Source organism: Nonomuraea sp. CA-141351, assembly GCF_050944675.1.
In the GTDB taxonomy this organism is placed as follows: Bacteria; Actinomycetota; Actinomycetes; order Streptosporangiales; family Streptosporangiaceae; genus Nonomuraea.
The window spans coordinates 507863-534000 of sequence record NZ_CP191982.1 but is presented as its reverse complement, the minus strand read 5'-3'; the positions used below and the strand labels follow the sequence as shown (position 1 = coordinate 534000).

At 69.7% G+C, this 26138-nt stretch carries 25 protein-coding genes and 1 pseudogene; 13 read left to right on the top strand and 13 right to left on the bottom strand.

Features of this window, described 5'->3' with window-relative positions:
• Nucleotides 1–167 precede the first annotated feature (167 nt).
• From ACQPWU_RS02675 to ACQPWU_RS02665, 3 genes are all read right to left on the bottom strand, one after another.
• On the bottom strand, nt 168–371 hold the full coding sequence (locus tag ACQPWU_RS02675) for a helix-turn-helix domain-containing protein (protein ID WP_026214222.1): 204 nt from the start codon (nt 369–371) through the stop codon (nt 168–170).
• Between the two features lie 312 nt (nt 372–683).
• Nucleotides 684–1466: a phosphatase gene (locus ACQPWU_RS02670; protein ID WP_433436736.1), complete on the bottom strand. Its 783-nt coding sequence runs from the start codon at nt 1464–1466 to the stop codon at nt 684–686.
• A 13-nt stretch (nt 1467–1479) separates the two neighbouring features.
• Nucleotides 1480–2643: an acetoin utilization protein AcuC gene (locus tag ACQPWU_RS02665; RefSeq protein ID WP_433436735.1), complete on the bottom strand. Its 1164-nt coding sequence runs from the start codon at nt 2641–2643 to the stop codon at nt 1480–1482.
• A 99-nt stretch (nt 2644–2742) separates the two neighbouring features.
• Here ACQPWU_RS02665 and ACQPWU_RS02660 point away from each other — a divergent pair, with 99 nt between their 5' ends.
• From ACQPWU_RS02660 to ACQPWU_RS02645, 4 genes are all read left to right on the top strand, one after another.
• Nucleotides 2743–3864: a sensor histidine kinase gene (locus tag ACQPWU_RS02660; RefSeq protein ID WP_433436734.1), complete on the top strand. Its 1122-nt coding sequence runs from the start codon at nt 2743–2745 to the stop codon at nt 3862–3864.
• Nucleotides 3861–4529, top strand: a complete 669-nt coding sequence (locus tag ACQPWU_RS02655) for a response regulator (protein WP_433436733.1) — start codon at nt 3861–3863, stop codon at nt 4527–4529. Before ACQPWU_RS02660 ends, ACQPWU_RS02655 begins: the two co-directional genes overlap by 4 nt.
• 80 nt (nt 4530–4609) lie before the next feature.
• On the top strand, nt 4610–5500 hold the full coding sequence (locus ACQPWU_RS02650) for an ABC transporter ATP-binding protein (RefSeq protein WP_433436732.1): 891 nt from the start codon (nt 4610–4612) through the stop codon (nt 5498–5500).
• Nucleotides 5497–6237 (top strand): ABC transporter permease subunit, encoded by a 741-nt coding sequence (locus ACQPWU_RS02645; RefSeq protein WP_433436731.1) that lies wholly within the window; start codon nt 5497–5499, stop codon nt 6235–6237. The genes ACQPWU_RS02650 and ACQPWU_RS02645 overlap by 4 nt, the downstream gene beginning before the upstream one ends.
• Nucleotides 6238–6239: 2 nt before the next feature.
• Here ACQPWU_RS02645 and ACQPWU_RS02640 read toward each other — a convergent pair whose 3' ends face one another.
• Genes ACQPWU_RS02640 through ACQPWU_RS02620 form a run of 5 tightly spaced genes read right to left on the bottom strand, consistent with a single transcriptional unit; the run spans nt 6240 to nt 11244 of the window.
• Nucleotides 6240–7421, bottom strand: coding sequence for an ABC transporter permease (locus ACQPWU_RS02640; protein ID WP_433436730.1), 1182 nt, complete (start codon nt 7419–7421; stop codon nt 6240–6242).
• Nucleotides 7422–7425: 4 nt separating this feature from the next.
• A complete protein-coding gene (locus ACQPWU_RS02635) occupies nt 7426–8127 on the bottom strand; it encodes an ABC transporter ATP-binding protein (protein WP_433436729.1) in 702 nt (233 codons plus the stop codon).
• Nucleotides 8124–9473, bottom strand: coding sequence for an efflux RND transporter periplasmic adaptor subunit (locus ACQPWU_RS02630; RefSeq protein WP_433436728.1), 1350 nt, complete (start codon nt 9471–9473; stop codon nt 8124–8126). Before ACQPWU_RS02630 ends, ACQPWU_RS02635 begins: the two co-directional genes overlap by 4 nt.
• Nucleotides 9474–9507: 34 nt before the next feature.
• Nucleotides 9508–10302: a pyrroline-5-carboxylate reductase gene (gene proC / locus ACQPWU_RS02625; protein ID WP_433436727.1), complete on the bottom strand. Its 795-nt coding sequence runs from the start codon at nt 10300–10302 to the stop codon at nt 9508–9510.
• Nucleotides 10303–10362: 60 nt separating this feature from the next.
• The gene (locus ACQPWU_RS02620) at nt 10363–11244 is read right to left on the bottom strand and encodes a proline dehydrogenase family protein (RefSeq protein WP_433436726.1); all 882 of its coding nucleotides are present in this window, start codon (nt 11242–11244) and stop codon (nt 10363–10365) included.
• 68 nt (nt 11245–11312) lie between these two features.
• Between ACQPWU_RS02620 and ACQPWU_RS02615 the strand changes: the two genes are divergently transcribed.
• From ACQPWU_RS02615 to ACQPWU_RS02585, 7 genes and pseudogenes are all read left to right on the top strand, one after another.
• Complete coding sequence (locus ACQPWU_RS02615; protein ID WP_433436725.1) at nt 11313–11756, top strand: hypothetical protein; 444 nt, start codon at nt 11313–11315, stop codon at nt 11754–11756.
• A 251-nt stretch (nt 11757–12007) separates the two neighbouring features.
• The gene (gene dnaK, locus ACQPWU_RS02610; protein WP_360690401.1) at nt 12008–13876 is read left to right on the top strand and encodes a molecular chaperone DnaK; all 1869 of its coding nucleotides are present in this window, start codon (nt 12008–12010) and stop codon (nt 13874–13876) included.
• The gene (grpE, locus tag ACQPWU_RS02605; RefSeq protein ID WP_433436724.1) at nt 13876–14472 is read left to right on the top strand and encodes a nucleotide exchange factor GrpE; all 597 of its coding nucleotides are present in this window, start codon (nt 13876–13878) and stop codon (nt 14470–14472) included. The genes dnaK and grpE overlap by 1 nt, the downstream gene beginning before the upstream one ends.
• A gap of 21 nt (nt 14473–14493) precedes the next feature.
• Nucleotides 14494–15669, top strand: coding sequence for a molecular chaperone DnaJ (dnaJ, locus tag ACQPWU_RS02600; protein WP_433436723.1), 1176 nt, complete (start codon nt 14494–14496; stop codon nt 15667–15669).
• Between the two features lie 3 nt (nt 15670–15672).
• Nucleotides 15673–15996, top strand: a pseudogene (locus ACQPWU_RS02595) (heat shock protein transcriptional repressor HspR); the annotation flags it as partial.
• Nucleotides 15997–16028: 32 nt separating this feature from the next.
• Nucleotides 16029–18599 carry an ATP-dependent chaperone ClpB gene (clpB, locus tag ACQPWU_RS02590; RefSeq protein WP_433436722.1) on the top strand — a complete coding sequence of 857 codons (2571 nt, stop codon included), beginning with the start codon at nt 16029–16031 and terminating at the stop codon, nt 18597–18599.
• Nucleotides 18600–18780: 181 nt separating this feature from the next.
• Complete coding sequence (locus ACQPWU_RS02585) at nt 18781–19455, top strand: hypothetical protein (RefSeq protein WP_433436721.1); 675 nt, start codon at nt 18781–18783, stop codon at nt 19453–19455.
• 601 nt (nt 19456–20056) lie between these two features.
• Here the strand turns inward: ACQPWU_RS02585 and ACQPWU_RS02580 are convergent.
• The gene (locus ACQPWU_RS02580; RefSeq protein WP_433436720.1) at nt 20057–20587 is read right to left on the bottom strand and encodes a hypothetical protein; all 531 of its coding nucleotides are present in this window, start codon (nt 20585–20587) and stop codon (nt 20057–20059) included.
• A gap of 166 nt (nt 20588–20753) precedes the next feature.
• Here ACQPWU_RS02580 and ACQPWU_RS02575 point away from each other — a divergent pair, with 166 nt between their 5' ends.
• Entirely contained in the window at nt 20754–21077 is a 324-nt protein-coding gene (locus ACQPWU_RS02575; protein ID WP_433436719.1) for a hypothetical protein, read from the top strand.
• Here ACQPWU_RS02575 and ACQPWU_RS02570 read toward each other — a convergent pair.
• From ACQPWU_RS02570 to ACQPWU_RS02555, 4 genes are all read right to left on the bottom strand, one after another.
• Nucleotides 21074–21730, bottom strand: a complete 657-nt coding sequence (locus ACQPWU_RS02570; RefSeq protein WP_433436718.1) for a TetR family transcriptional regulator — start codon at nt 21728–21730, stop codon at nt 21074–21076. The two genes, ACQPWU_RS02575 and ACQPWU_RS02570, sit on opposite strands and share 4 nt — an antisense overlap.
• Before the next feature lie 29 nt (nt 21731–21759).
• The gene (locus ACQPWU_RS02565) at nt 21760–22605 is read right to left on the bottom strand and encodes an SDR family NAD(P)-dependent oxidoreductase (RefSeq protein ID WP_433436717.1); all 846 of its coding nucleotides are present in this window, start codon (nt 22603–22605) and stop codon (nt 21760–21762) included.
• A 42-nt stretch (nt 22606–22647) separates the two neighbouring features.
• Nucleotides 22648–23721 carry a CapA family protein gene (locus tag ACQPWU_RS02560; protein WP_433436716.1) on the bottom strand — a complete coding sequence of 358 codons (1074 nt, stop codon included), beginning with the start codon at nt 23719–23721 and terminating at the stop codon, nt 22648–22650.
• Nucleotides 23722–23797: 76 nt separating this feature from the next.
• Nucleotides 23798–24610 carry a helix-turn-helix transcriptional regulator gene (locus ACQPWU_RS02555; protein WP_433436714.1) on the bottom strand — a complete coding sequence of 271 codons (813 nt, stop codon included), beginning with the start codon at nt 24608–24610 and terminating at the stop codon, nt 23798–23800.
• Nucleotides 24611–24719: 109 nt separating this feature from the next.
• Here ACQPWU_RS02555 and ACQPWU_RS02550 point away from each other — a divergent pair, with 109 nt between their 5' ends.
• Nucleotides 24720–26135: an MFS transporter gene (locus tag ACQPWU_RS02550; protein WP_433436712.1), complete on the top strand. Its 1416-nt coding sequence runs from the start codon at nt 24720–24722 to the stop codon at nt 26133–26135.
• Nucleotides 26136–26138: the final 3 nt, after the last annotated feature.

Below are 26138 nucleotides of genomic sequence, written 5' to 3'. Positions count from 1 at the left end.
CAGGTCTGGTAGCAAGTCTTAACGGAGTGCGAGCGCACACCGGCTCACAGACTACCGGCGATGGACGGTAGATCGCCCCACCGGGGGGTGAGAGCCCGGTCGCGTCGTTATGACGGCCGGGCCCCTCCCGCGACAGCATTCACGACATGACGCGTCACGTCGCTACTTCAACCTGCCTCGATGTAGGCCTCCCGCAGATAGTCGTGTACCGCCTGCTCAGGCACTCTGAACGACCGGCCGACACGGATGGCCGGCAACTCGCCAGAGTGGACGAGCCGGTACACCGTCATCTTGGACACCCTCATGACCGTCGCCACTTCCGCTACGGTCAGGAACTTCACCTCGCTGAGAGGTCTTTCGCCTGCACCCATCGGACGCCTCTTCCGCACGTGTTTCCGGGTTATCCCCACTGGTGCCATTGCTCACGCACGTGTACTGCCGTCAGCGTAAGTCGGGACTCCGGGTGCGCAAACCCCCTAGTTTCTCAGTCGCCGGAGCCACCTGTCAGCCGAACCAGCGAAATCGCTGGCCAGCAGCCGGGCCGAGCACCTCACTTGGACGTTGGAACTGTCCAAGTTGTCACACATAAGAGTCGCCGGAGCCCCATCAAAAGTTGGCAAAGGGACAGCGAGCCTCTTGGAATGCAGGCGCGAAAAGACCGTATCGGGAGGACCGAATTCGACTCAAAGGGCTCGTGAGACCTGAGTGACGAGTCGCTCCGTCAGCGGAGCGTAAAAGCGCGGTAGCACGTTGTCATCAAGTGGTACGACCACGTCGATCTTGCCTTCGGCCTCGCCGAGGAACAGCCCGGGGTCGTTGCAGTCGGCGAACGCCACGGTGCGCGCACCAGCCTCTCCCGCCGCTCCCGCCCAGCCGTGGTCGGCGATCACGAGGTCGGGAAGCTCCCCGCCGAGCTCCTCGATCATGTGGCGCATGGGGGCCGCGTCGTGGGTGTGCACGAATGCGCCCCTGTCGTCGAGCATTGCGACGTCCTGCAAATAACGGACCTTGCGTCGGCGTCCGAAATTCGATCCGGAATAGGACCATCCCTCGCCCGGCGTGAGCAGCTCGGCCCCGCGCTCGGCGCACAGGCGCGCCAGCGGCAGGTGCACGGCGAGCAGCCCGGTCGGGTGGCCGGTGGCGAACAGGATGCGCGGGTTCTCTCGCGACAGCACCGCGGCGATGGCCTCGGCCATGGCGTCGAGCGCGTCGATCGTCAGATCGGGGTCGATGGTGTCCTGGCCCCAGCGGTGGCCGGCGTCGGAGACCACACCCGCGGACTTGGCCATCAGCGCCAGGATGTCGCGATACGGCCACGGCTGGTCGAAGGTCAGGCCCAGCCTGTAGTACGGGTCGCCGTTGGCGAGCGAGCTGAAGTGGTCGAGGTTGTTCTCGCGGGGAGTCGCGACGTCGCCGGCTATTCGAGTCTGGACAAGATGCTCTCGGAATTTGTCGCGGCTCAGCACAGCTTCTTCCTTGTCAGGGCATTGGATCGAGGCCGTGCAGGGGGAAGACCGCATGTCGGGTCGCCATGATCGCACGGTCAATGGGGTCCGCTGGGTCATAACCACCAGACAGGTCACTAAATTCCGGGCTGCGACCATCCGTCATCGTCAGCGGCGGCGTCTCGCCCGTGCGTTCCCTGACCAACTGGCGCCAGCTCTGGCTCGTGGGGGTGGCCGGATCGACCGGGTGACCCGCCAGTTCGGCGATGAGATGGGTCCACGCCCGCGGCACCACCTGCACCAGCTCGTAACCGCCGCCACCGGTGGCGATCCACCGGCCGCCGGCCGCCTCGTGGGCCAGGCGGTGCAGGGCGGCGTACGCGGCCCGCTGGCCGTCGACGCTGAGCATCAGGTTGGCCAGGGGGTCGAGCGCGTGGCTGTCGCAGCCGTGCTGAGTGACCAGGATCTCCGGCCGGAACTCGTGCAGCAGCGGCGGCACGACCGCGTGGAAGGCCCGCAGCCACCCCGAGTCGCCGGTCCCCGCCGGGAGCGCGACGTTGACGGCCGTGCCCTCCGCGCCGGTCTCCTCGGGGAACCCGGTGCCGGGGAACAGCGTGCGCGGGCTCTCGTGCAGGCTGATCGTCAGGACCCTGGGGTCGTCGTAGAAGGCGGCCTGCACGCCGTCGCCGTGGTGGACGTCCACGTCCACGTACGCGATGCGGCCGGCCCCCTGCCTCAGCAGCCACGCGATGGCCAGCGCGGGATCGTTGTAGACGCAGAAACCGCTGGCCGAGGCGGACATCGCGTGGTGCAGGCCGCCGGCGACGTTGACCGCGTGCTCGGCCGTGCCCTCCCAGACCGAGCGGGCGGCGGCCAGCGACGCGCCGGCGATCAGCGCGGAGGCCTCGTGCACGCCCTTGAACGAGGGGTTGTCCGCCGTGCCGAGCCCGGCGCCGAGGTCGGGCTGCCCCGAGGCGGACACGCGTTTGACGGCCTCGATGTATCCGGGCTCATGGACCATGAACAGCTCGGCGTCGGTCGCGGGCTCGCAGCCGGCCATCTCGACCTTGTCGAGCACGCCGAGCGCGCGGGCGAGGGCCATGGTCAGCTCCACCCGCACGGGGGCGAGCGGATGGCTCGGACCGAAGTTGTAGGAGGTGAGAGCGTCGTCCCAGATCACCCGTGCCGACCGGCTCATTGCTGTCCTCTCCCTCGCACCGTGGGGCCGACGTTACCGCAGCGCAGACGCCTCGTTGTAGGCGGTGATCCGCGAATTTCGTGGCTTAGTGTCGTGAGCGTGCGGCGAACCTTCCTCAAGATCGTCCGCTTCTTCAGGCGGCCGAGGGTCTTCGACACCACGTTGGTGATCGTCTTCTCCTCCCCCGCCCTGGTCGCGCTGCCGGTCATGATCGCTACGGGCCATACGTCGACAGCCCTGGGCTCGGTGCCCTACCTGGCGGGCATGGCGGCCCTGCTCATGCGCCGCCGGCGGCCCATAGTGACTCTCGGGCTGGTGACCGCGATCGACGCCGTGGCCATCGCGACTGAGGTGGTGAGCACCGCCAACGTGCCCGCGGCCATCGCGTTGTACAGCGTGGGCCGCTACACGGCAGGACGGACGACCGCGATCACGGCGACGGCGGCGTGCGCGGTGTACGCGGCGGCCCTCCAGCTGAGCAGGCCGGACACGAGCAATTGGGTAGCGGCGTTGTTCAACGTTGGCGTGCCTGTGGGGATCGGGCTGATTGTCCGGCTCAGGGCGGAGCTGGCCGAGCGCGGCAGGCGCGAGGCCGCCGACGCCGCCGTACGCGCCGAGCGGCGCCGCATCGCCAGGGAGTTGCACGACGTGGTCGCCCACCACATCACCGTCATCAACGCGCTGGTCGGCGGCGCGCGCGCCACGCTGCCGCCCGGGCAGGAGGTCACCAGGAACGCGCTGGAGAGCGCCGAGCAGACCGCCCGGCAGGCGATGTCCGAGATGCGCCGCCTGCTCGACGTGCTCAGGGCCGACGGCAGCGAGGGGCCGGACGCCGCGACGGGGGTGGGCGCGGACCGGCTACCCTCGCTGATCAAGGAGGCGAGGTCGGCGGGGCTGCCGGCCAGCCTGACCGTGACGGGCGAGCCCGTCGAGCTGCCCGCGGCCGTGGACCACGCCGTCTACCGGATCGTGCAGGAGGCGCTCACGAACACCCGCAAGCACGCGGTCAGCGCCAGGGCGAGCGTGCGGCTGGCGTACGAGCCCTCGGCGGTGGAGGTCGAGGTGGTGGACGACGGGATGGCGATGGTCGGCGGCGCGCCGGGGTTCGGGCTGGGCGGCATGGCCGAGCGGGTTGCGTTATGCGGCGGCCGGCTCTCGACCGGGCCGCGCCCGGAAGGCGGTTTCCGCGTGCATGCCCGCATCCCCCTGGAGACGACGTGATCCCTGACGAGAAGATCAAGGTATTGCTCGTGGACGACCACGCGCTGGTCCGCAAGGGCTTCAAGCTGATGCTCGACGCGCAGCCCGACCTCGGGGTGGTCGGCGAGGCCGCGGACGGCGCGGAGGCGGTGGAGCTGAGCAGGCGGCTGCGGCCGGACGTGGTGCTGATGGACCTGCACATGCCGGGCCTCGACGGGGTGCGCGCGACCGAGCTGATCACCGCGGAGCTGCCGGAGGTGCGGGTGCTCGCGCTGAGCACGTTCGACCTGGACGAGAACGTGGTCGCCGCGCTCAGGGCGGGCGCCGGCGGGTTCCTGCCCAAGGACGTCTCCCCCGAGGAACTCATCGAAGGCGTGCGCGTGGTGCACCGGGGCGAGTCGGCCGTCGCGCCGCGCCTGCTGAGCCGGCTGATCGGCACGTTCGTACGGGCGTCCCACCCGAAACCGGTTCCTGCGGAGCTGGCCGGGCTGACCGACCGCGAGGGGGAGATCCTCGTACTCATCGCACGCGGCCGGTCGAACCCCGAGATCGCCGCCGAGCTGTCCGTCTCCCCCTCGACCATCAAGAACCACGTGACGAGCCTGTTCGCCAAGATCGGCGCCAGGGACCGGGCGCAGGCCGTGATCGTGGCCTACGAGGCGGGGCTGATCCGCCCAGGAGAGTAGGAGCAGGCTCCTAGACCGCCTCCCGGGAAACGGTTCCCGGGCAGGAAGAAACCGGGCGCGGGCGACGGCACGCTGGGATCATGACCGCGATTCGCGCAACGAACCTGAGCAAACGCTACGGCGGCACCGCCGCCGTGTCGGACCTGTCGTTCGACGTCGAGCCCGGTCAGGTGACCGGTTTCCTCGGCCCGAACGGAGCCGGCAAATCGACGACCATGCGCATGATCCTCGGGCTCGACCGGCCGTCCGGTGGCTCGGTGCTCGTGGACGGGCGGCCGTACGCGGAGTTACGGCATCCCCTGCGCAAGGTGGGCGCGCTGCTGGACGCCAAGGCCGTGCACGGCGGGCGCAGCGCGTACAACCATCTGCTGGCCATCGCGCAGAGCAACGGCATCCCAGCGAGCCGCGTGGGCGAGGTGCTGGAGGCGGTGGGCCTGCGCGAGGTCAGCAAGCGGCGGGTCGGCGGGTTCTCGCTGGGCATGTCGCAACGGCTGGGCATCGCCGCGGCGCTGCTGGGAGACCCGGAGATCCTGATCTTCGACGAGCCCGTCAACGGGCTCGACCCCGACGGCATCCTGTGGATCCGCACGTTCATGCGCAAGCTGGCCGCGGAAGGTCGCACGGTGTTCGTCTCCAGCCACCTGATGAGCGAGATGGCGCAGACCGCCGACCACCTGATCGTGATCGGCAAGGGGCGGCTCATCGCCGACACGAGCGTGCAGGAGTTCATCGGGCGCAGCTCGCAGGGCTACGTACGGGTGCGCTCGCCCCGGCTGGCCGAGGTGGCGGAGCTGGTCAAGGTGGGCGAGCTGTACCCCGACCACCTGCGCGTGACCGCGATGAGCACGCTCGAGATCGGCACGCTCACCGCGCGGGCGGGGATCCCGCTGGAGGAGCTGACGTTCGTGCAGCCGTCGCTCGAGGCGGCCTACATGGAGCTGACCAAGGACAGCCTGGAGTTCTCGTCATGACCGACATCCTCAGGTCCGAATGGACCAAGATCCGCTCTGTCCGCTCGACGGTGTGGACGCTGGCCGTCACCGCACTCCTGATGCTGGGCATCGCCACGCTCATCAGCGCCTCCGCCAAGGGCTCGGCCGACGGGCCCATCCCCGCCGATGCCGCGATCGCGATGGGCCTGATCGGCACCATGTTCGCCTCGCTGTCCATGGCCACGCTGGGCGTCCTGGTGATCTCCAGCGAATACCGCACGGGCGGCATCCGCACGTCGCTGATGGCCGTGCCCAAGCGCATGAGCCTGCTGACCGGCAAGATCGTGGTGTTCACGGCGGTGTCCCTGGTCGTCTGCACGGTCGCCTCCGCCGCCTCGCTCCTCGTCGGCCTGACGATCACGCGGCCGCCGTCGCTCGAGACCGGCGCGGTGGTGCAGGCGGTGGTCGGGGGCGGCCTGTACCTGACCGCCTGCGGCCTGTTCGGGCTGGGGCTCGGCGCGGTCATACGTCACACGCCGGGCGCGATCGTCTCGGCCATCGCGATGATGCTGGTGCTGCCCCAGATGACGACCATGCTGCCCGGGCAGTGGGGCAAGACCGTGTCCGACTACTTCACCACCAACGCGGGCTCGCAGATCGTGATGCACCAAGGGAGCAATTCGCTCGGCCCGTGGAGCGGCTTCGGCGTCTACCTCGCCTGGATCGCGGTCGCCATGATCGCGGGGGCCGTCCTGATGCAGAAGCGGGACGCCTGAGGTCACTCGGCGCGGAGGGCGATGACGGGGTCCAGTCTGCCCGCCCTCCGCGCCGGTGCCACGCCGAAGAACACCCCGACCGCCACCGACACCCCGAACGCCAGCGCGATCGACCACCACGTGATCGACGCGGGCACCTCCGTGAACGCCGCGATGGCCACCGCCCCGCCCACTCCGAGCACGATCCCGGCGAGCCCGCCGATCGTGGTCAGCAGCACCGCCTCGAAGAGGAACTGGGCCAGGATGTCGCGCTGCCTGGCCCCCAGCGCCTTGCGCAGCCCGATCTCGCGGGTGCGCTCGCGCACGCTGACCAGCATGATGTTCGACACGCCGACGCCGCCGACCAGCAGCGAAATACCCGCGATGGCGGCCAGCACGCCGGTGAGCATGCCGAGCACGCTGCCGATCGTGCCGAGCAGCGCGGTTTGCGTGACCGCGGAGAACTGCTCGCCCGGATACCGCGCCCGCAGCGCCGCCGTCACCCTCTCCGAGAGCGGGTCGATCTCGTCGGGCCCGGACGCGCCGACCGCGAGCCCGTTGATCCGCTCGATTCCGAGCAGCCGCTGTGCCGTCGTCACCGGGATGTGGATCTCCTGGTCGCGCGAGAGCCCGAACGTCTGCCCGACCTCGGCGTACACGCCCACCACCCGGAACCTGGCCCCGGCCACCGTCACCTGCCGCCCGATCGGGTCCAGGTCGCCGAACAGCCGGTCGGCCACCTGCGATCCGAGCACCGCCACCCTGCGCCGGGTGTCCACGTCGGTCTCGCTCAGCGGGCGGCCCTTGTCGAGGGGGCGCTCGAAGATGTTGACGAGGTTCTGGTCGGTGCCGATCACCGTGACGAACGCCTCGGCCCTGCCGACGCGTACGGTCTCGCCCGACTGCAGCGAGACCGTCACCTTCGACGGGTCGCCCACCACGCGCCGCACATAGGCGACGTCGGCCAGGCCGAGTTTGCTCTGCGTCGGAGCGGCGCCCAGGCTGATGCGGCCGGGGACGACGAGGATGATGTTCGTGCCGAGGCCGGAGATCTGCTTCTCGATCTCGTCCTTGGCGCCCGTGCCGATGGCCACCAGGATCACCACGGCCAGCACGCCGATGATCACACCGAGCATGGTCAGCGCGCTTCGCAGCCGGTTCACGCGCAGGGCTTCGAGCGCCATGAACAGCGCTTCTGTGTTCATGGCCTCACTCGACCCCCGGGAGCCGTGCCGTGTCCCGCTCGATCAGCCCGTCGCGGACGTGGATCTGGCGCCGGGCGTGGGCGGCGATCTCCGCCTCGTGCGTCACGAGCACCACGGCCACGCCGCCCTCGCCGTTGAGCCGGTCGAGTATGGCCATGACCTCGGCCCCGTTGGCGGTGTCGAGGTTGCCCGTGGGCTCATCGGCGAGCAGCACCTTCGGCTCGCCGACCAGCGCCCTGGCGATGGCCACGCGCTGCTGCTCCCCGCCGGACATCTGGGACGGGCGGTGTTCCAGGCGGTGCCCGAGTCCGACCGCCTCCAGCGCCGCGCGGGCCTTGGATCGCCGCTCGGCCCGGCCGATTCCCCGGTAGACCAGCGGCAGCGCCACGTTGTCCAGCGCCGAGGTCCTGGCCAGCAGGTGGAACGACTGGAAGACGAACCCGATCGTCTTGTTGCGCAGCTCGGCCAGGTCGGTGTCGGACAATCCGGATATTTCCACGCCGTTGACCATGAGCACGCCCGAGCTGGGGCGGTCGAGGCAGCCGAGCAGGTGCATGAGCGTCGACTTGCCGGACCCCGACGGGCCCACGATGGCGGCGAACTCGCCCTGATCGATCCGGAGCGACACGCCGCGCAACGCCTCCACGGCCACGCCGTCGAGCTGGTACCGCCGGGTGAGGTCCACGGCCTCGATCGCGGGCGTCATGGGAGCTGCTGCCCTTGCCGTACGGAGTCCGCGCCCTTGACCACGATCCGGTCGCCCACGGACAGCCCGCTCAGCACCTCCACCACGGCGTCCCCCTGGGCCCCGAGCTTGACCACGCGCCGCTCGGCCACGCCGTTCCTGATCGCCCAGACCACGCTCTCGCGCCCGCTGGAGACGATGGCCGAGGCCGGCGCCGAGACGGCGGCCGGCGACTCGCGCACGGTCAGCCGCGTGACGGCGCTCATGCCCGGCTTGGGCGTGGGCGCCTTGGAGCCGTCGTCGAAGGCGCCGGGGCCGAGTGCGAGCCGCACCGGGTAGCTGACCCCGCCCGTGGTGCCCTCCGTGGGCGTGACGCCGATGCCGGTCACCACGGCCGTGTACGTGGCGCCGGGCACAGCGTCCAGCTCCACGGCGGCCCGCACGCCCTTCTTGACCAGCAGCACGTCCGTCTCGTCGACGTCGGCGTCCAGGGTGAGCTTGGAGACGTCGGTGACGGTGAGGATCGAGTCGCCCGCCGAGACGGGGACGCCGGTCGCGACCGGGCTGCCGGACGACGAACCCGTCGAGGGCAGGGACGGCACCTGCTGTCCGCCGCCGGGAAGCTGGCTGAGCAGTCCTTCCACGCCGCTCGGCACGCCACCGCCCGCCGAGGCGCGGCCCAGCGTGACGACGCCGCCGAACGGCGCCTTGATCGTGAGCGACTTGACCGTGCTCTCCGCCGCCTTGAGCGCCGCCTTGGCCTGCGACTTCGACGCGGCCTGCAGCGAGGCCATGGACCCGGCCAGGCCGCTGGTCACGCCGGACAGGATGCCGCTGATCGAGCGGTTGAGCTGGACGGTGATCGAGGCCAGGGCCCTGGTCTGCGCCTTGTGCTGGGCCTGCGCCAGGTCGATGGCGTTCAGGAGCTGCTTGCGCGCCCCGGCGTCCTCGACCTTCCTGGCCTCCTTGCGGGCCTTGGCGAAGTGGGCGGCCACTGTGCGGTCGAACGCCGTGGTGTCGAACGACGGCAGCCGCACGTCGGGGGTGAAGCTCGCGGGCGTGGCCGCCTTGGACGCCTGGCGGGCCTGCCGGAGGCGGCTCTGGGCCTCCGGCGAACTGATCTTGGCCAGGATCTCGCCCTTGCGCACGTGGTCGCCCTCGCGGACGTACAGCTTGGCGATCGTGCCCTGGGCGGGCGAGCGGAGCGTCGCGGACGCACGCGCGCCGATCGTGGCGGGAGCCTCGACGACCTCGGTGACCGGACCCCGCCTGACCTCACCGACCTGGACGCTCGGCGGTTTGTCGGAGGTGCAGCCGGTCAGTGCGAAAAGGACGAGCAGCGGCGTGATGCCGCGACGTAACGTCACCCGACCCATCGTAGGAGCGGGGCGGGCCGGTCTCTCAGCCGGAGGCGAGCTGGCGCCCCCGGTCGCGGGCGGCCTCGATGGCGGCCAGGAACGCGGCCCGAACGCTGTGCCGCTCAAGCTCGGCGATGGCGGCGATCGTCGTGCCGCCCGGCGAGGTGACGGCCTCGCGCAGGATCACCGGGTGCTCGCCCGAGTCGCGCAGCATCACGGCGGCACCGACGATGGACTGGATGACCATGTCGAGCGCGGCGGCCCGCGGCATGCCGAGCAGGATGCCCGCGTCGACCATGGCCTCGACCAGGTAGAAGAAGTAGGCCGGGCCGCTGCCGGAGAGCGCGGTGGCGGCGTCCTGCTGGGACTCGGGGATGCGCAGCACCTTGCCGACCGGGCTGAGCAGGCCCTCGGTGAGCTCGAGGTGCTCCTCGCCCGCGTGCGCGCCCGCCGAGATCACGCTCATCGCCTCGTCGAACCTGATCGGCGTGTTGGACATCACCCGCACCACGGGCACGTCCACCCCGAGCCGCTGCTCCACGAAGGCCGTCGTGATGCCGGCCGCGGCCGTGATCACCAGGCGGTCGGCGGGCACGTAGGGGGCGATCTCGGCCAGCAGCGTGGCCATGTCCTGCGGCTTGACGGCCAGGACGAGCGTGTCGGCCGACTTGGCGGCCTCGGAGTTGGAGACCGTGCGCACGCCGTACGTCTCGCGCAGCGCCTGCGCCCGCTCGGCCCTGCGGGTGGTCGCCATGATGTCGCCCGGCTTGAACCCGGCGCGCAGCAGCCCGGACAGCAGGGCCTCGCCCATCTTTCCCGTGCCCAGAATCGCAATCACGCTGGCAGCCTACTAACTGCGGGTAGGTGCCGGGTGTCGTCCCCCGAGGACAGGGCGGGGTCAGCGCCGTGAGAGCAGCGACCTGAGGAAGAAGGCCAGGTTGCGGGGGCGCTCGGCCAGGCGGCGCATGAGGTAGGCGTACCAGTCGGAGCCGTAGGGGACGTAGACGCGCATCCTCGCGCCCTGGCCCGCCAGGCGGAGCTGCTCGTCGGGGCGCACGCCGTACAGCATCTGGTGCTCGTAGCCGGTCACGTCGCGGCCCTCGAGCACGGCCAGCGTGGAGGCGATGCGCACCATCCTGGGGTCGTGGGTGGCGACCATGGGATAGGCGGTGCCCGCCATCAGGATCCTCAGGCACCGTACGAACGAGCGGTCGATGTCGCCGGGCTTGGTGTAGGCCCCAGGAGCGGTGTACGCCCCCTTGCACAGACGTACGCGGGCCCCGCCCAGGCTCTCACAGCGCTCCAGCGCGTCCGGAAGGTACGCCTGCACCACCACGCCCACGTCGGGATGGTCCGCGTGCAGGGCGGCGTGCACGGAGTGGAGCCCGCGGATCGTGTCGTGCTCCTCGGCGTCGAGCGTCACCGTGACGTCCCTGTCCGCGGCGGCCCGGCAGATCGTGGCGGCGTGGTCGAGCGCGAGCCCCTCCGACAGCCGCAAGCCGAGCGCGGTGAGCTTGACCGACACGTCGGCGCCCGCGGGCAGCAGCCCGAGCAGCCGCAGGTATTCGTCGACCGCCGCCTCGGCCTGGCCCCGCTCCGTCACCTCCTCGCCGAGATGGTCGACCGTGACAAGCAGCCCCTTGCGGGTCAGCTCGCCGATCACGGCGCCGACGTCGTCCGCGACGTAGCGCCTCACCACGTCGGCGGTCAGCCGCGAGGTGGAGATGACGCGCTCGGCGCGTTCGCTCTTGGAGATCCCGAGGAGAGCCTGACGGAGCACGCGAACCACACTAACTTCCGAGAAATGAACCGGGGACCCGTCCTGTTCGTCGAATAGGTATGCGTGCAATGACAGCGACTGCTCTGGCCGGATGTCTCGTGCTCGCGACGAGCTGCGGTGCGGCCCCGTCTGCCGAGCGGGCCGCCTCCACGCCCCTGCAACAACCACCCGTCGTGGCGAACCCGGCCACCACCACTCCAACAAAGGGCCCGGAGCCGACCAAACCAACCGGCAACGCCATCAACGTCCACAAGGTCCGCTGGACCAAGGCCAAGCCGGTGTCCAAGGGCATGAAGGTCCAGCTCACCTGGTGGTCGGGCGTCGCCCCGTGCACGGTCCTCGACCGGGTCAAGGTGAAGGAGACGGCCAAGAACGTCACGATCACCCTGTACGAGGGCACCTCACCCAAGGCCAGGAACGTGTCGTGCATCATGATCGCGATCGAGAAGACCACGACGGTCAAGCTCAAGAAGCCGATCGGCAAGCGCAAGATCGTGGACGGCGCCAAGTAACGCGTCCGCCAACGGACATCCCTCCGTAGGCGCCTGTCTGCTGACGCCATCACCCATGTGGACCCCGGTGCGCACCCACCGCGCCGGGGTCCGCTTTCGCGTCAGGAACCTTCCTGGAATTCGCGTCCGTTAGGAGGAATGCCCGCGCGCTCACGAGGGTTGAGTCGAGTAGGCTCAAGTCGTTTGACAAAGCCGACTGGCATTCGTAGCTTGAGTCCACAAGACTCAACTTTGACTACAAGGACGTACTCATGGCACGTGCGGTAGGTATCGACCTGGGGACGACCAACTCCGTCGTCTCGATCCTCGAGGGCGGTGAGCCCACCGTCATCGCCAACGCGCAGGGCTCGCGGACCACGCCGTCCGTGGTCGCCTTCGCGAAGAACGGCGAGGTCCTCGTCGGTGAGGTCGCCAAGCGGCAGGCCGTCACCAATGTGGACCGCACGATCCGCTCAGTCAAGCGGGAGATGGGCACCAACTGGTCCCAGGAGATCGACGGGAAGAAGTTCTCGCCCCAGCAGATCAGCGCCTTCGTCCTGCAGAAGCTGAAGCAGGACGCGGAGGCCTACCTCGGCGAGAAGATCACCGACGCGGTGGTCACCGTCCCGGCCTACTTCAACGACGCCCAGCGGCAGGCCACCAAGGAGGCCGGCACGGTGGCGGGCCTCAACGTGCTCCGCATCATCAACGAGCCGACCGCCGCGGCCCTCGCCTACGGGCTCGACAAGGAGCAGGACCAGACCATCCTGGTCTTCGACCTCGGTGGCGGCACCTTCGACGTGTCGCTGCTCGACGTCGGCCAGGAGGACGGCCACGGCTTCGTCGAGGTCAAGGCCACCTCCGGTGACAACCACCTCGGTGGTGACGACTGGGACCAGCGCATCGTCGACGAACTCGTCAAGCGCTTCCAGAACGCTCACGGCGTCGACCTGGCCAAGGACAAGATGGCGCTCCAGCGCCTGCGCGAGGCGGCCGAGAAGGCCAAGATCGAGCTGTCCAGCCAGTCCGAGACCAACATCAACCTGCCCTACATCACGGCCTCGTCCGAGGGCCCGCTGCACCTCGACGAGAAGCTGACCCGCTCCGAGTTCCAGCGGCTGACGGCCGACCTGCTCGAGCGGACCAAGGGCCCGTTCCACCAGGTCATCAAGGACGCCGGTATCAAGGTCTCCGACATCGCCCACGTGGTGCTCGTCGGCGGCTCGACCCGCATGCCCGCCGTGACCGAGCTGGTCAGGGAGCTGACCGGCGGCAAGGAGCCCAACAAGGGCGTCAACCCGGACGAGGTCGTCGCCATCGGCGCCGCCCTGCAGGCCGGTGTGCTCAAGGGTGAGGTCAAGGACGTCCTGCTGCTCGACGTGACCCCGCTGTCGCTGGGCATCGAGACCAAGGGCGGCATCTTCACCAAGATCATCGAGCGCAACACGACGATCCCGACCAAGCGCTCCGAGGTCTTCACCACGGCCGAGGACAACCAGCCGTCGGTGCAGATCCAGGTCTTCCAGGGTGAGCGCGAGATCGCCTCGTACAACAAGAAGCTGGCGACCTTCGAGCTGACCGGCATCGCGCCGGCTCCGCGCGGCATCCCGCAGATCGAGGTCACCTTCGACATCGACGCCAACGGCATCGTCAACGTCTCCGCCAAGGACCTGGGCACGGGCAAGGAGCAGTCGATGACGATCACCGGCGGCTCGGCGCTGCCGAAGGACGACATCGAGCGGATGATGCGCGAGGCCGAGTCGTACGCCGAGGAGGACAAGAAGCGCCGCGAGGAGGCCGAGGTCCGCAACAACGCGGACGGGCTCGCCTACCAGACGGAGAAGTTCCTCCGCGAGAACGACGACAAGGTTCCCGGCGACATCAAGACCGAGGTCAACGACGCCCTGTCCGAGCTGAAGAAGGCTCTGGAGGGCACCGACACCGACGTCATCCGCACCTCCGCGGAGAAGCTCGCCACGGTCAGCCAGAAGATGGGTTCGGCGATCTACGCCGCGAGCCAGGGCCAGCAGGCCGGTGGCGAGGGCGCCCCGCAGGACGCCGCCGCCGGTGACGGCCAGAAGGCCGACGAGGACGTGGTCGAGGCCGAGATCGTCGACGACGAGCCGAAGAAGGACAAGTGATGCCGCCGCGTGAAAACGGGCAAGACCAGCCGGTGATCCGCGACAACCGCAAGATCGACCCGGAGACGGGGCAGGTCAGGGATGTATCCGCCGCCGAGCAGGCTGCCGAGCAGCCGCCCGCGGCGGCCGCCGCCAACGGCGAGCTGGAGGCCCAGCTCGCCGAGCGGACCGCCGACCTGCAGCGACTCCAGGCCGAATATGTGAACTACCGCAGGCGGGTCGAGCGCGACCGCGCCGCGGTCAGGGAGCAGGCGGTCGCGGGCGCGCTGGCGGATCTCCTGCCCGTGCTCGACGACATCGGCAGAGCCCGCGACCACGGCGAGCTGACCGGGGGCTTCGCGAAGGTGGCGGAGTCGCTGGAGTCGGCGCTCACCAAGCTGGGCCTCAGCTCCTTCGGTCAGAAGGGCGAGCCGTTCGACCCGACCGTCCACGAGGCGCTGTTGCACAGCTACTCGCCGGACGTGACCGAGCCGACGGCGATCGAGGTGCTGCAGCCTGGATACCGGCTGGGTGACAGGGTGCTGCGTCCGGCGCGAGTGGCCGTCGCGGAGCCCGGGGACGCCACTCCCGCGTCCAATGACGACGACGAAAACTGACACGAGGACGAAGGGCCGTAGATGAGCACCAAGGACTACCTGGAGAAGGACTACTACGCCGTCCTTGGTGTGCCCAAGACCGCCACCGCCGAGGAGATCAAGAAGGCTTATCGGAAGCTGGCCAGGCAGTACCACCCCGACAGCAACCAGGGCGACCCGTCCAAAGAGGCCAAGTTCAAGGAGGTCTCCGAGGCGTACGACGTCCTGTCCGACACCAAGCGCCGCAAGGAGTACGACGAGGCGCGGACGCTGTTCGGATCCGGGGTGGGTGGCCAGCGCCCCGGCGGTGGCGGTTTCTCGTTCGACTTCGGTGACCTGTTCGGCGGCACCGGACAGGGCACGAGCGGCGGTGCGGGCGAGCGGCTCGGCGACCTGTTCGGCGGGCTGTTCAACCGGGGCGGCGGCACCACCCGCACCACCACCACGACCAGGCCGAGGCGCGGCCAGGACATCGAGTCCGAGGTCACGCTGACGTTCACCGAAGCGGCCGAGGGCACCACGGTGTCGCTCAGGCTGACCAGCTCGGCCGCCTGCGCCGCGTGCACCGGCACCGGCGCCAAGGCGGGCACGACCCCCAGGGTCTGCCCCACCTGTGACGGCACCGGCGCGGCCAGCCGCAACCTGGGCAACTTCGCCTTCTCCGAGCCCTGCCGCGACTGCAAGGGCCGCGGGCTGATCGTGGACGACCCCTGCCCCGTGTGCGAGGGCAGCGGCCGCGCCAAGAGCACCCGCACCATCCAGGCCCGCATCCCCGCCGGCGTGGCCGACGGCCAGCGGGTCAAGCTCAAGGCCAAGGGGGCGCCGGGCGAGAACGGCGGCCCCGCCGGCGACCTCTACATCCTGACGCACGTCAAGCCGCACGCCGTCTTCGGCAGGTCGGGCGAGAACCTGACGATCACCGTCCCGGTGACGTTCACGGAGGCCGCGCTCGGCGCGGAGATCAAGGTGCCGATCCTCAAGGGCATGCCGGTCACGCTGCGCATCCCCGCGGGCACGCCCAACGGGCGCACGTTCCGCGTGCGCGGCAGGGGCGTCACCCGCAAAGACGGCACCAAGGGTGACCTGCTCGCCAGCGTCGAGGTCGTGGTGCCGAAGACGCTCGACGACAAGTCACGCGAGCTCCTCAGCGAGTTCAACACCGCGACCGCGGGTGAGGACCCGCGCGCCGAGCTGATTCAGCGAGCCAGAAGCGAGTAGCCGATGGACGCCAACTACTTCGACCTGTCAGACGACACGCCTGTCTATGTGATTTCGGTGGCCGCGCAGCTGTCGGGGCTACACCCTCAGACCCTGCGCCAGTACGACCGGCTCGGCCTGGTCAGTCCTGGACGCACGGCAGGGCGCGGCCGCCTCTACTCCACGAGAGACATCATCCAGCTCCGCGAGGTTCAGCGGCTCTCCCAGGAGGAGGGCATCAACCTCGCGGGCATCAAGCGGATCCTCGAGCTCGAGAACGAAGCTCTGCGGCTGCGTGAGGAGGTTCACCGCCTGCGCGCCGAGATGCGCATGGTCAGAGCGCTGATCCGCTACGAGCTGCCACCGGGGGCCTAGAAAGAATGGACTACAAGCTCACCCAGAAGAGCCAGGAAGCGCTCTCAGGTGCCATGCGGCGTGCCGCCGCGGACGGCAACCCTGAGATCTCCCCGGTTCACCTCCTGACCACCCTGCTCTCCCAGACGGGCGGCACCGCCGTACCGCTGCTCGAGGCCGTCGGCGCCGACTGGCGCACGCTGCGGGCACGGGCGGAGGAGCTGCTCGCGGCGCTGCCCAAGGCACAGGGCGCGACGGTGGGGGCGCCGTCGAGCTCACGCCAGCTCCTCACGGTGATGAACACCGCCGCCCAGCACGCCAACCGGCTCGAGGACCTCTACGTCTCGACCGAGCACCTGCTCGTCGGCCTGGCCGCCGACGGCGGCCAGGCGGCCGAGCTGCTCAAGTCGCAGGGCGCGACGCCGCAGGCGCTGCTCGACGCGTTCGAGAAGGTACGCGGCCACGCCCGCGTCACCAGCGAGACCCCTGAGGACACCTACCAGGCGCTGGAGAAGTACGGCGTCGACCTGACCGAGCGGGCCCGCTCCGGCAAGCTCGACCCGGTCATCGGCCGCGACTCCGAGATCCGCCGCGTCGTCCAGGTGCTCAGCCGGCGCACCAAGAACAACCCCGTGCTCATCGGCGAGCCCGGCGTCGGCAAGACCGCGGTGGTCGAGGGCCTGGCCCAGCGCATCGTGGCCGGCGACGTGCCCGAGTCGCTGCGCAACAAGCGGCTGATCGCGCTCGACCTGGGCGCGATGGTGGCCGGCGCGAAATACCGCGGCGAGTTCGAGGAGCGGCTCAAGGCCGTGCTCTCCGAGATCAAGGAGAGCAACGGGCAGATCGTGACGTTCATCGACGAGCTGCACACCGTCGTCGGCGCGGGGGCCGCCGAGGGGGCGATGGACGCGGGCAACATGCTCAAGCCGATGCTGGCCCGCGGTGAGCTGCGCATGATCGGCGCGACCACGCTCGACGAATACCGCGAGCGCATCGAGAAGGATCCGGCGCTCGAGCGGCGCTTCCAGCAGGTCTACGTGGGTGAGCCCACGGTCGAGGACACCATCGCGATCCTGCGCGGGCTGAAGAGCCGCTACGAGGCCCACCACCAGGTGCAGATCGCCGACAGCGCGCTGGTGGCCGCCGCCGCGCTGTCCGACCGCTACATCACCAACCGCTTCCTCCCCGACAAGGCCATCGACCTGGTCGACGAGGCCGCCTCGCGGCTGCGCATGGAGATCGACTCCCGTCCCGTGGAGATCGACCAGCTCCAGCGCAGTGTCGACCGGCTGAAGATGGAGGAGCTGGCCCTGTCCAAGGAGACCGACGAGGCCTCCGTCCAGCGGCTCGAACGCCTCCGCCAGGAGCTGGCCGACCGCCAGGAGGAGCTCAACGCCCTCGTCGGCCGCTGGGAGCACGAGAAGGCCGGCCTCAACAAGGTCGGCGAGCTGAAGAAGCAGCTCGACGAGGCGCGCGGCGCCGCCGAGCGGGCTCAGCGCGACGGCGACTTCGAGACCGCGTCCAGGCTCATGTACGCCGACGTGCCCCGGCTGGAGCAGGCGCTGAAGGTGGCTTCCGACGCCGCGCCGCCGGACAACGCCATGGTCAAGGAGGAGGTCGGCGCCGACGACATCGCCGAGGTGATCTCGTCGTGGACCGGCATCCCCGCCGGGCGCCTCCTGGAGGCTGAGACGGCCAAGCTGCTGCGCATGGAGCAGGAGCTGGGCAAGCGGCTGATCGGGCAGCAGCAGGCCGTACAGGCCGTCTCCGACGCCGTACGCCGGAGCCGGGCCGGCATCGCCGACATCGATCGGCCCACGGGCTCGTTCCTCTTCCTCGGGCCCACGGGTGTGGGCAAGACCGAGCTGGCCAAGGCGCTGGCGGAGTTCCTGTTCGACGACGAGCGGGCGATGACCCGGATCGACATGAGCGAATACTCCGAGAAGCACAGCGTGGCCAGGCTCGTCGGCGCGCCTCCCGGCTACATCGGCTACGAGGAGGGCGGCCAGCTCACCGAGGCCGTCAGGCGGCGCCCGTACACGGTCGTGCTGCTGGACGAGGTGGAGAAGGCCCACCCCGAGGTCTTCGACATCCTCCTCCAGGTGCTCGACGACGGGCGGCTGACCGACGGGCAGGGGCGCACGGTCGACTTCCGCAACACGATCCTGATCCTCACCTCCAACATCGGCTCGCAGTTCCTCATCGACCCCAAGCTGGAGAACGGCGCCAAGCGCGACGCCGTCATGGCGGCGGTGCGGAGCTCGTTCAAGCCGGAGTTCCTCAACCGGCTCGACGAGGTGATCCTCTTCGACGCCCTGGGCACGGAGGAGCTGGCGCAGATCGTCGACCTGCAGGTCGACCGGCTGGCGCGGCGCCTGGCCGACCGCAGGCTGACGCTGGAGGTCACGGCCGCGGCCCGCGAGTGGCTGGCGTTGACGGGCTTCGACCCGCTGTACGGCGCCCGCCCGCTGCGCCGTCTGGTCCAGTCCGCCATCGGCGACAAGCTGGCCAAGGCGGTGCTGTCGGGGCAGGTCGTGGACGGCGACAAGGTCAAGGTCGATCTCGGGGACGACGAGCTCCTCGTCCAGCGCGCCTGACCACGTATCGGGAGCCCGGGACCCATGGGGTCTCCGGGCTCCTGGCGTGTCATGGCTCGGTCATCCCTGCTGGTCTTCGGTAAGGTCCGGTCCACTCTTCGGACAAGCCGCACTCTCGCGGCCGGTGGTGTGACTACGTTCAGCGTTCGTCAGATCACGGAACTCGATCAGGGGACCTGAAGTGTCATCTCAGAAGATCCGGAGCATCCTCGCGGTGGCCACGCTGACCGCCGGCGTCACCTGGCTGGCCGTGGGCCCCTCGGCGGCGGACTCCTGCAAGGCCGAGCGTGCTCAGCTGTCGTCCCAGGCGATCGCCTCGTACTGCGGCGAGCACGCGGTGAACGACGACGCGCTCGGCGGCGGCGGGACGGTCACCGACGAGAGCGACAAGCTGGCCATGGCGGCCGGGCGGATGGCCACGCAGCTCGGCCTGACCGGCCTGGCGACCGCGCGCGAGGTGCTGGGCGCGGCCGACATGGGCGGGGTGGCGGCGACCTGGGGGATGCCGTCCCCGGCGCTGTTCCCCAAGGTGCCCGGATCGGTGGGGATGCAGGATCTGTCCACGATGGCGGGGATCCCCGCGCTGCCCGCCCTCCCCGAGGTGCCGCCGAGGCCGGTGGGGGTCAAGCTGCCCGAACTGTCCCTCGGGCACACCCCCTACCGCGACCGCTTCGCGGGCTCCGGCATCGAGTCGGCGACGACTCTGAAGCGGCCGGTGGAGGAGGTCGGTGCCGAGGTGGTCGACGTCCTGCTGCCCAAGACGGTGGAGAGCATCGAGGACACCTCGCTGCTGGCAGGCGGCCAGACCACGATGGCGGGCTTCTCGGGGCTGGTGCCGGAGCTGGCGCTGCGCTGAGCCACCTTGTCCGGGCGCGGACCGTGCCTGCCGCGCCCGGCATCCCCCAACCGAAGAGGCCGCGACCGCCAGTGGTCGCGGCCTCTTCGCCCCTGACATCCCGCACCCGCGCCATCCCCGGCGCATGTGCACCGAGCGCATGGTCGGCGAATGCGCTGTGCTCGCGGCACCACCGTGCCGCCACGGCACGCCACCGCATGCCGACGGCCGCCGCACGGCAAATCGCCGCCGCACAGGCACACGACCCACGCCCTGCGACGTACGCGCGCCATCCGGGACGCGGTCGTTGCTCGCCTTGGGGATGGACGGCACGCCCCACGTGGAACGGCGCCGCCCGGGCAGCCGAGCCGCCGTGACAGGCGGCCATGAGGCGGTGCGCTCCGCAGACGCGTCCGGCCCCGAGGCCCGGCGGCCATGAGTTACGTCCTCGGGTCACGATGCCGTCCCCAGACGCGGCTGCATCGAGACGCGACCCTCACGCCAGGAGACGGTCCCGAGACGCGGCTGCCTCGAGACGCGCGCCCTCGGCCAGGAGGCCGTTCAGAGACGCGGTTGCCCTGAGAGGCGACCTCACATCAGGAGGCCGTCCCGAGCGGGCGGGTCAGTGGACGAGTTCGTCCAGTTCGTCCTCAGGGAGCCCGAGGTCGACCCGGATCCGGTAGCGGGTACGCAGGACCGCCACCTGCTCCGGATCGTTCTCGTCGCACCCCAGGACCGCCTGGGTGGCCCATTCGAGCCCTCCCTGGAGATCCCCGTAGGCGACCAGCGTCTCGGCGATCGTGTGAGCGGTCGCCGTGGAGACGCCGCCCTCCGCGCGTATCGTCTCGATGACCTCCCTGGCCTCATCGGGCCTGTCGAGCTCGAAGAGCGTGTCGGCGATGCCTGCACGCGGGTCGAAACCCGCCTCGCCACCGTCCTCGACCGCGAGCTGGAAACACTCCATAGCGCGCGCCGGCTGGCCGTCCGCCCGCCACTCCTCGGCGGCGAGGACCAGGATGGACGCCCGGGAGACGTCGCCGGACGAATAGCCGAGCGCGACGTCGTATAGCCGACTGGCCAGGGAACTGTGGTCGTCGGCCAATAGGGCCTGCTCAAGCAGACGATCAAGGTGCTCACGGGTCACATGCGCCACACCGCGAGACTACCGAGCCGCCCGGCCCTTTGCCCGGTCAATGCGCATCGCCGGTCAGACACAAATTCGGTAACCCCATGTCCATTAGTGGTCACAGTCAGCGTGTCCGCGCAGGTGGCAGGGCATATACCAGTCGCTTTGCTGCTACGCGAGCAAGGGGGCTGTGATGGGCATGTCCAAGCAGATGACCTTCACGCTGGCCTGTGTCGTCGTGTTGTCGGCCTTTGTTCCCGGTGTGGCGGGCTATCTGTCGGCCCGCCTGGAGGCCCTCGAAACAGCCGAACGCAACCTGCAAGCCCTGGAGGCCAGGCTCCATACGCGCGAGGCGAGAGACACGCGTCCTGTCTCGTTCCTCGGGCCGTGCCTGCGTACGCCGGCCACCCCGCGATTCCAGCAGGTGCCCGCGGCCGCGCTCGGCGAGCGCGGGAAGCGCCTGCCGGGCTGGCTGGCCGGGCTGGTCAGGGAAGTCGGGGACCTCGAGCGGGACTAACGCGGGGACCAGGATTTCAGCTGCCGGGCCAGGAAACCGCGGATCAGTTGTTTCGCGGCGTCGATGATCTCCGGTGCGCCCCTGGTGTCGTGGCGGAAGGCCAGCTTCAGCACGGCGTCGCCCGCCTCGACCGCCACCAGCACGGCCAGGTCGAGCTCGGGGCTGTCGGCCAGCCCGAACTCCTTGAGCAGCAGCCCGCGCAGCCGGCCCGCGATCACCGTGTTGTTGTCGGAGTCGGAGTCGAGCAGGTTGAGGTCCACGACGTCGCCGAAGTGGAGGCTCTTGAAGCCGGGAACGGTCCTGTGCATGTCGACGTACTCGTCGATGATCGCGTCGATGGCCTCCCACCAGCCGCGATATTCCTCGGTCAGGAACCTGCGGTCCACTCTGCGGACGAACTCCTCGACGTTGCGCCGGGTGAGCTCCTGGGTGATGGCTCGTTTGTCGGGAAAGAACTGGTAGATCGATCCGATCGCCACGCCGGCCCGCTCGGCTATGCGGGTGGTGGACAGCGCGTCGTATCCGGTCTCGTCGAGCAGCTGCGCGCACGCGTCGAGCATCCGCTCCACGCGCCGGGCGCTGCGGCGCTGCGCCGGCTGCCGCCTGAGTGCCTTGGGCTGGGCGCAATCATCATCTATTTGCGGCGAGGACACGGATTCATCTTCTCCCTTGGAGGCGATCCTTACCTCCCAATTCCTCGATTTCCCATGATCCCGCTCCATCGCGCGAGCCCGCGCATGGCCGCCGGCGAAATCCTGGACAGGGCATATCCGATTTTGCCTTCCAGGTTGACCGGCACAACGGCCTGATTTCTGTGTACGGCTCGCAGAATGTGCGCGGCCACCCGCTCGGCCGGATACCCGCGCCGCGCGAGCCCCCGCACGGCCGCCTCGCGCACGTCCGGACCCACGTACGTGGCGTGGCTCGCGATCGGTGTGGAGATGAATCCCGGGCAGATGACGCTGACCCCGATCCCGTGCCCGGCCAGCTCGGCCCTGAGACAGTCGCTGAGCATCTTCACGGCCGCCTTGGAGGTCGAGTACGCCGGCAGCAGCCGCGACGGCGCGAACGCGGCCAGGGAGGCGACGTTCACGATGTGCCCGCCCTCGCCGCGCTCGACCATGGCGCCGCCGAACAGCCGGCACCCATGGATGACACCCCACAGATTGACGTCGATGGTCCTGCGCCAGTCGTCCACCGTGTGATCAAGAAATGGCCCGGCGACGGCGATCCCCGCATTGTTCACGACAATGTCCGGCACGCCATATTCAGCGATGATATTTCGCGAAAAATCTTCCATTTGATCGCTGCTGGATACATCGACCTGCGCTGCGTGCCCCGTACCCCCGAGGTCCTTGGCAATGGCGTCGGCGACCCGCGCCGCGGCGTCGGCGTCGATGTCCGCGCACACCACCTCGGCCCCATGGGCCGCGAACGCCCGCGCGGTCGCCAGCCCGATCCCGGACCCCGCCCCCGTGACGACGACCAGCCGCCCCTCGAAGACCGCACCTGACTCAACTCGCCGCATCGCGACCTCCTATTGGACGTCTCGTCCAGGAGCATAGATCGATCAGGGTCGCGCGGCCAGCCCGGCGCAGGTACGCAGCGCCTTCCAGTCCACGATGGCCTGCGTCCGCGCGGGCCCCGTCATCGGAATGGGGAGACCACCCTGGATGGTGGCCGGGGTCCAGCTGTCCTTCAGCACCTTCCGCCCGTTGATGGTCAGCGTCAGCACGCCGGTCCTGCCGGTGGTGCCGGGGGTGGAGTTGTAGAAGACGAAGTTGCCCATGCCGTAATTGACGTACGCGTTGTCCAGATATCCCGACCCGAGCAGGATGTGCGCGTGCCCGCCGACCACCACGTCGGCGCCTGCCTGGACCAGCTTGGGAGCCAGCGAGAGCTGTGCCGGGTTGGGGCACTTCTGCATCTCGGTGCCCCAGTGCAGGTGGACGATCACGGTGTCGGAGTTCTTGCGCGCCTGCCGTACGGCCCGCAACAGGCTGGCCTCGTCCTTGGCCGAGGCGAGCCCGCCCTTGTCTGCGGTGGCCGTCCACGACTGGATGAACTCCGCGTCGAGCACCTGCGTGGCCCCGATGATGGCCACCCTGTTCCCGTTCACGATCTTGCGGAACGGCCTGTACGCCTGCGCCGCGTCCTTACCGATCCCCACCACGGGGAACTTGCTGCTCCTGATGGCCGCCAGCGAGTCCGCCAGCCCGGTCTCCATGTAGTCCATGCCGTGGTTGTTGGCCATGGACACGACGTCGACCCCGGCGGCCTTCAACGCGCCGAACGCGGTCGGCGGCGCCCGGAACGTGAACTGCTTCCCCGGCGCGGGCGTCCCCCCTGTGGTGATCGCCGTCTCGAGGTTCACCATCGATAAATCGGCCTTGCGGAGCACGCCGGCGATCGGCCCGAGCGCCGTGGCCGGGTTGGCCAGCCGCGCCCGCAACCCTCCCTCGAAGTGCACGTCCCCGCCGAAGGAGATCGTGTACGGGCGCCGCTCCCGCGTCGGCTTCGCCGTCGGCGACGCGGTCACCTGGTGGTCCACCTGCTTGCTCTGCGGCTCCTTCTCGGGCGCCGAGGAGCAGGCCGCCAGCGACACGCCGACAGCGAGCAACGGGAGGGCACGGGGGAATCTCATCTGCCGCCACTTCCGCTCGAATCCTGTCATTCAGGGATCGAGCATGCCATGAAGGGACGGAATACTGCACAGGCGGCTACTTCTCCATCAATCTACGCATCGCATCCCAAGTTTGATCGTCCATCGGCGTGTAGACGATCAGCCGGATCTCAGGGACAGCCGTGAGACTGGTTGTGCTGAAGCGCAGCTCCCCCAGCTCCGCATGCTTGAACGCCTTCTCCCTCGGCCCTGGCTCGGCCACGTCCTGCCTGGCCCACATCCGCGCGAACTCGGCGCTCTCGGAGCTGAGCCGGCGCACGAAGTCCTGCCAGCACGGGTCGTCCGCGTGGCGGCTGTACGCGCCCCTGAACACCGCAACGGCCCGCGAGAGCTCCTGGTCGCGGTTGAGCAGCAGGGTCGTGGGATTGGGAGTGAGGCAGGTGTGCCAGAGCGAGTTCCGCTCACCCTCGGGCGCGTTGACCATCTCGGGGAAGAGCGCGGCGTACGCGGCGTTCCAGGCCAGGGCGTCGCACCGGCTGTTGGCCACGCAGGCGGGCATGTCGCCGAGCCGGTCGAGGATCTGCTGCATCTCGGGCGTCACGTGGCCCGAATCGCCGGCGATCGTCTCCGCGTGCCCGGCCAGCCGGTAGAGGTGCTGGCGCTCGGCGCTGTCGAGCCGCAGCGTACGGGAGATGGCGTCCAGCACCTGAGCGCTGGCGTTGATCGGGCGGCCCTGCTCCAGCCACGTGTACCAGGTCACGCCCACGCCGGCGAGCTGGGCGACCTCCTCGCGCCGCAGGCCGGGAGTCCGCCTGCGCGGGCCGGGCGCGAGGTCGACCATCTCCGGGGTGATCCGCTCGCGACGAGTGCGCAGGAACGCCGACAGATCAGTACGCCTTGCTTCTGTCACGCTCATACCTCCGCTATGGAGCGAAGCGGCAGATATTAGCCAGTTAGCCTCAATACCAGTATAAAGGGGCTCTCGTTACTGGTACTGGATCCCCGGCAGACTGATCCACATGACGCAAACTGCCGCCATCACCCCTTCCGCGGGCACAACACCGAAGGAAGGGACCAGAGCCAGCGGCCTGCTCCTTGCGATCATCCTCGTGGGGCAGTTCCTGGCCATCCTGAACGTCAACATCGTCAACGTGGCCACCCCGACCATCGAGTCCGACCTGCACTCCTCGGGCGCCGGGCTGCAGATGATCGTCGCCGGATACACCATTGTCTATGCCGTCTTGCTGATCACCGGAGCCAGGGTCGGCGACCTGTTCGGCTACCGCAACGCGTTCTTGGGCGGGCTCACGCTTTTCACCGTCACCACGCTCGGCGCGGGCCTGGCGCCCTCGACGGGCTGGCTGGTGGTCTTCCGCTTGCTCCAGGGCGCCGGAGCGGCACTGATGATGCCGCAGGTCCTGACGTTGATCCAGCGTAACTACCAGGGCGCGGCCAGAGGCCGGGCGATCGGCCTGTGGTCCTTGGTGATCAGCGGCGGCATCGTGGTCGGCCAGGCGCTCGGCGGCATCCTGCTGGGCATCGGCGCGGGCTGGCGGATCGTGTTCCTGGTGCTCGTCCCGATCGGCGCGCTCCTGCTGGGCGCCGGATTGAAGGTGCTGCCGGCCGACAACGGCGGCGGCAGGGCGGGCCTCGACCCGTGGGGCCTGGTGAGCCTGTCGGCCGCCGTGCTCCTGCTCGTGGTGCCGATGGTGCTGGGCCGCGAGCTCGGGTGGCCGCTGTGGGGCTGGATCTCGATGGCGCTGAGCGTGGCGATGTTCGCGGCGTTCGTCCGCATCGAGCGCTGGGTGACCGCCCGCGGCGGCCGTCCGCTGGTGGACGCACGTGTGCTGCGCGCGCCCGGCATGCGGCCGGGGCTGGCGGTCCTGCTGTTCGGCCCGGCGACCTGGGGCGCGTTCCTGTTCACCTCCGCCCTGCACCTACAGGGCGAGCTGCACCTGACCCCGCTGGCCTCCGGCATGATGCTGGTGCCGTGCGCGCTGGCCTTCGGCCTCGTCGGGCTGGGCTGGCCGAAACTGCCCGCCCGCCTGCAGCGCCCGCTGGTGCCCTTCGGCTATGTGGTGGCCGCACCCGCCTACCTGGGCCTGGGGCTCGCCGCCGGCGGCGGTCTCCCGTACGCGATCATGAGCGCTCTCGTCGGCGCCGGGCTCGGCGTGCAGGTCGCGGTGACCAACATGGCGACCGAGCAGGTGGACGGCGCGTACGCGGCGGACGCGAGCGGCGCGCTGCTCACCGTGATGCAGCTCGGGCAGGTCATCGGCGTCTCCACGGTGGGAACGCTGTTCATCACGCTCAGCCAGGGCCACAGCACGGTCTCCGCCGCCCTGACGTCCTCCTACGCCATGGCCGGCCTGGCCGTGCTCGCGGGGCTGAGCTCGATCTTCCTCGTACGGCGCCGCGTACCGGCACATGCCTGAACT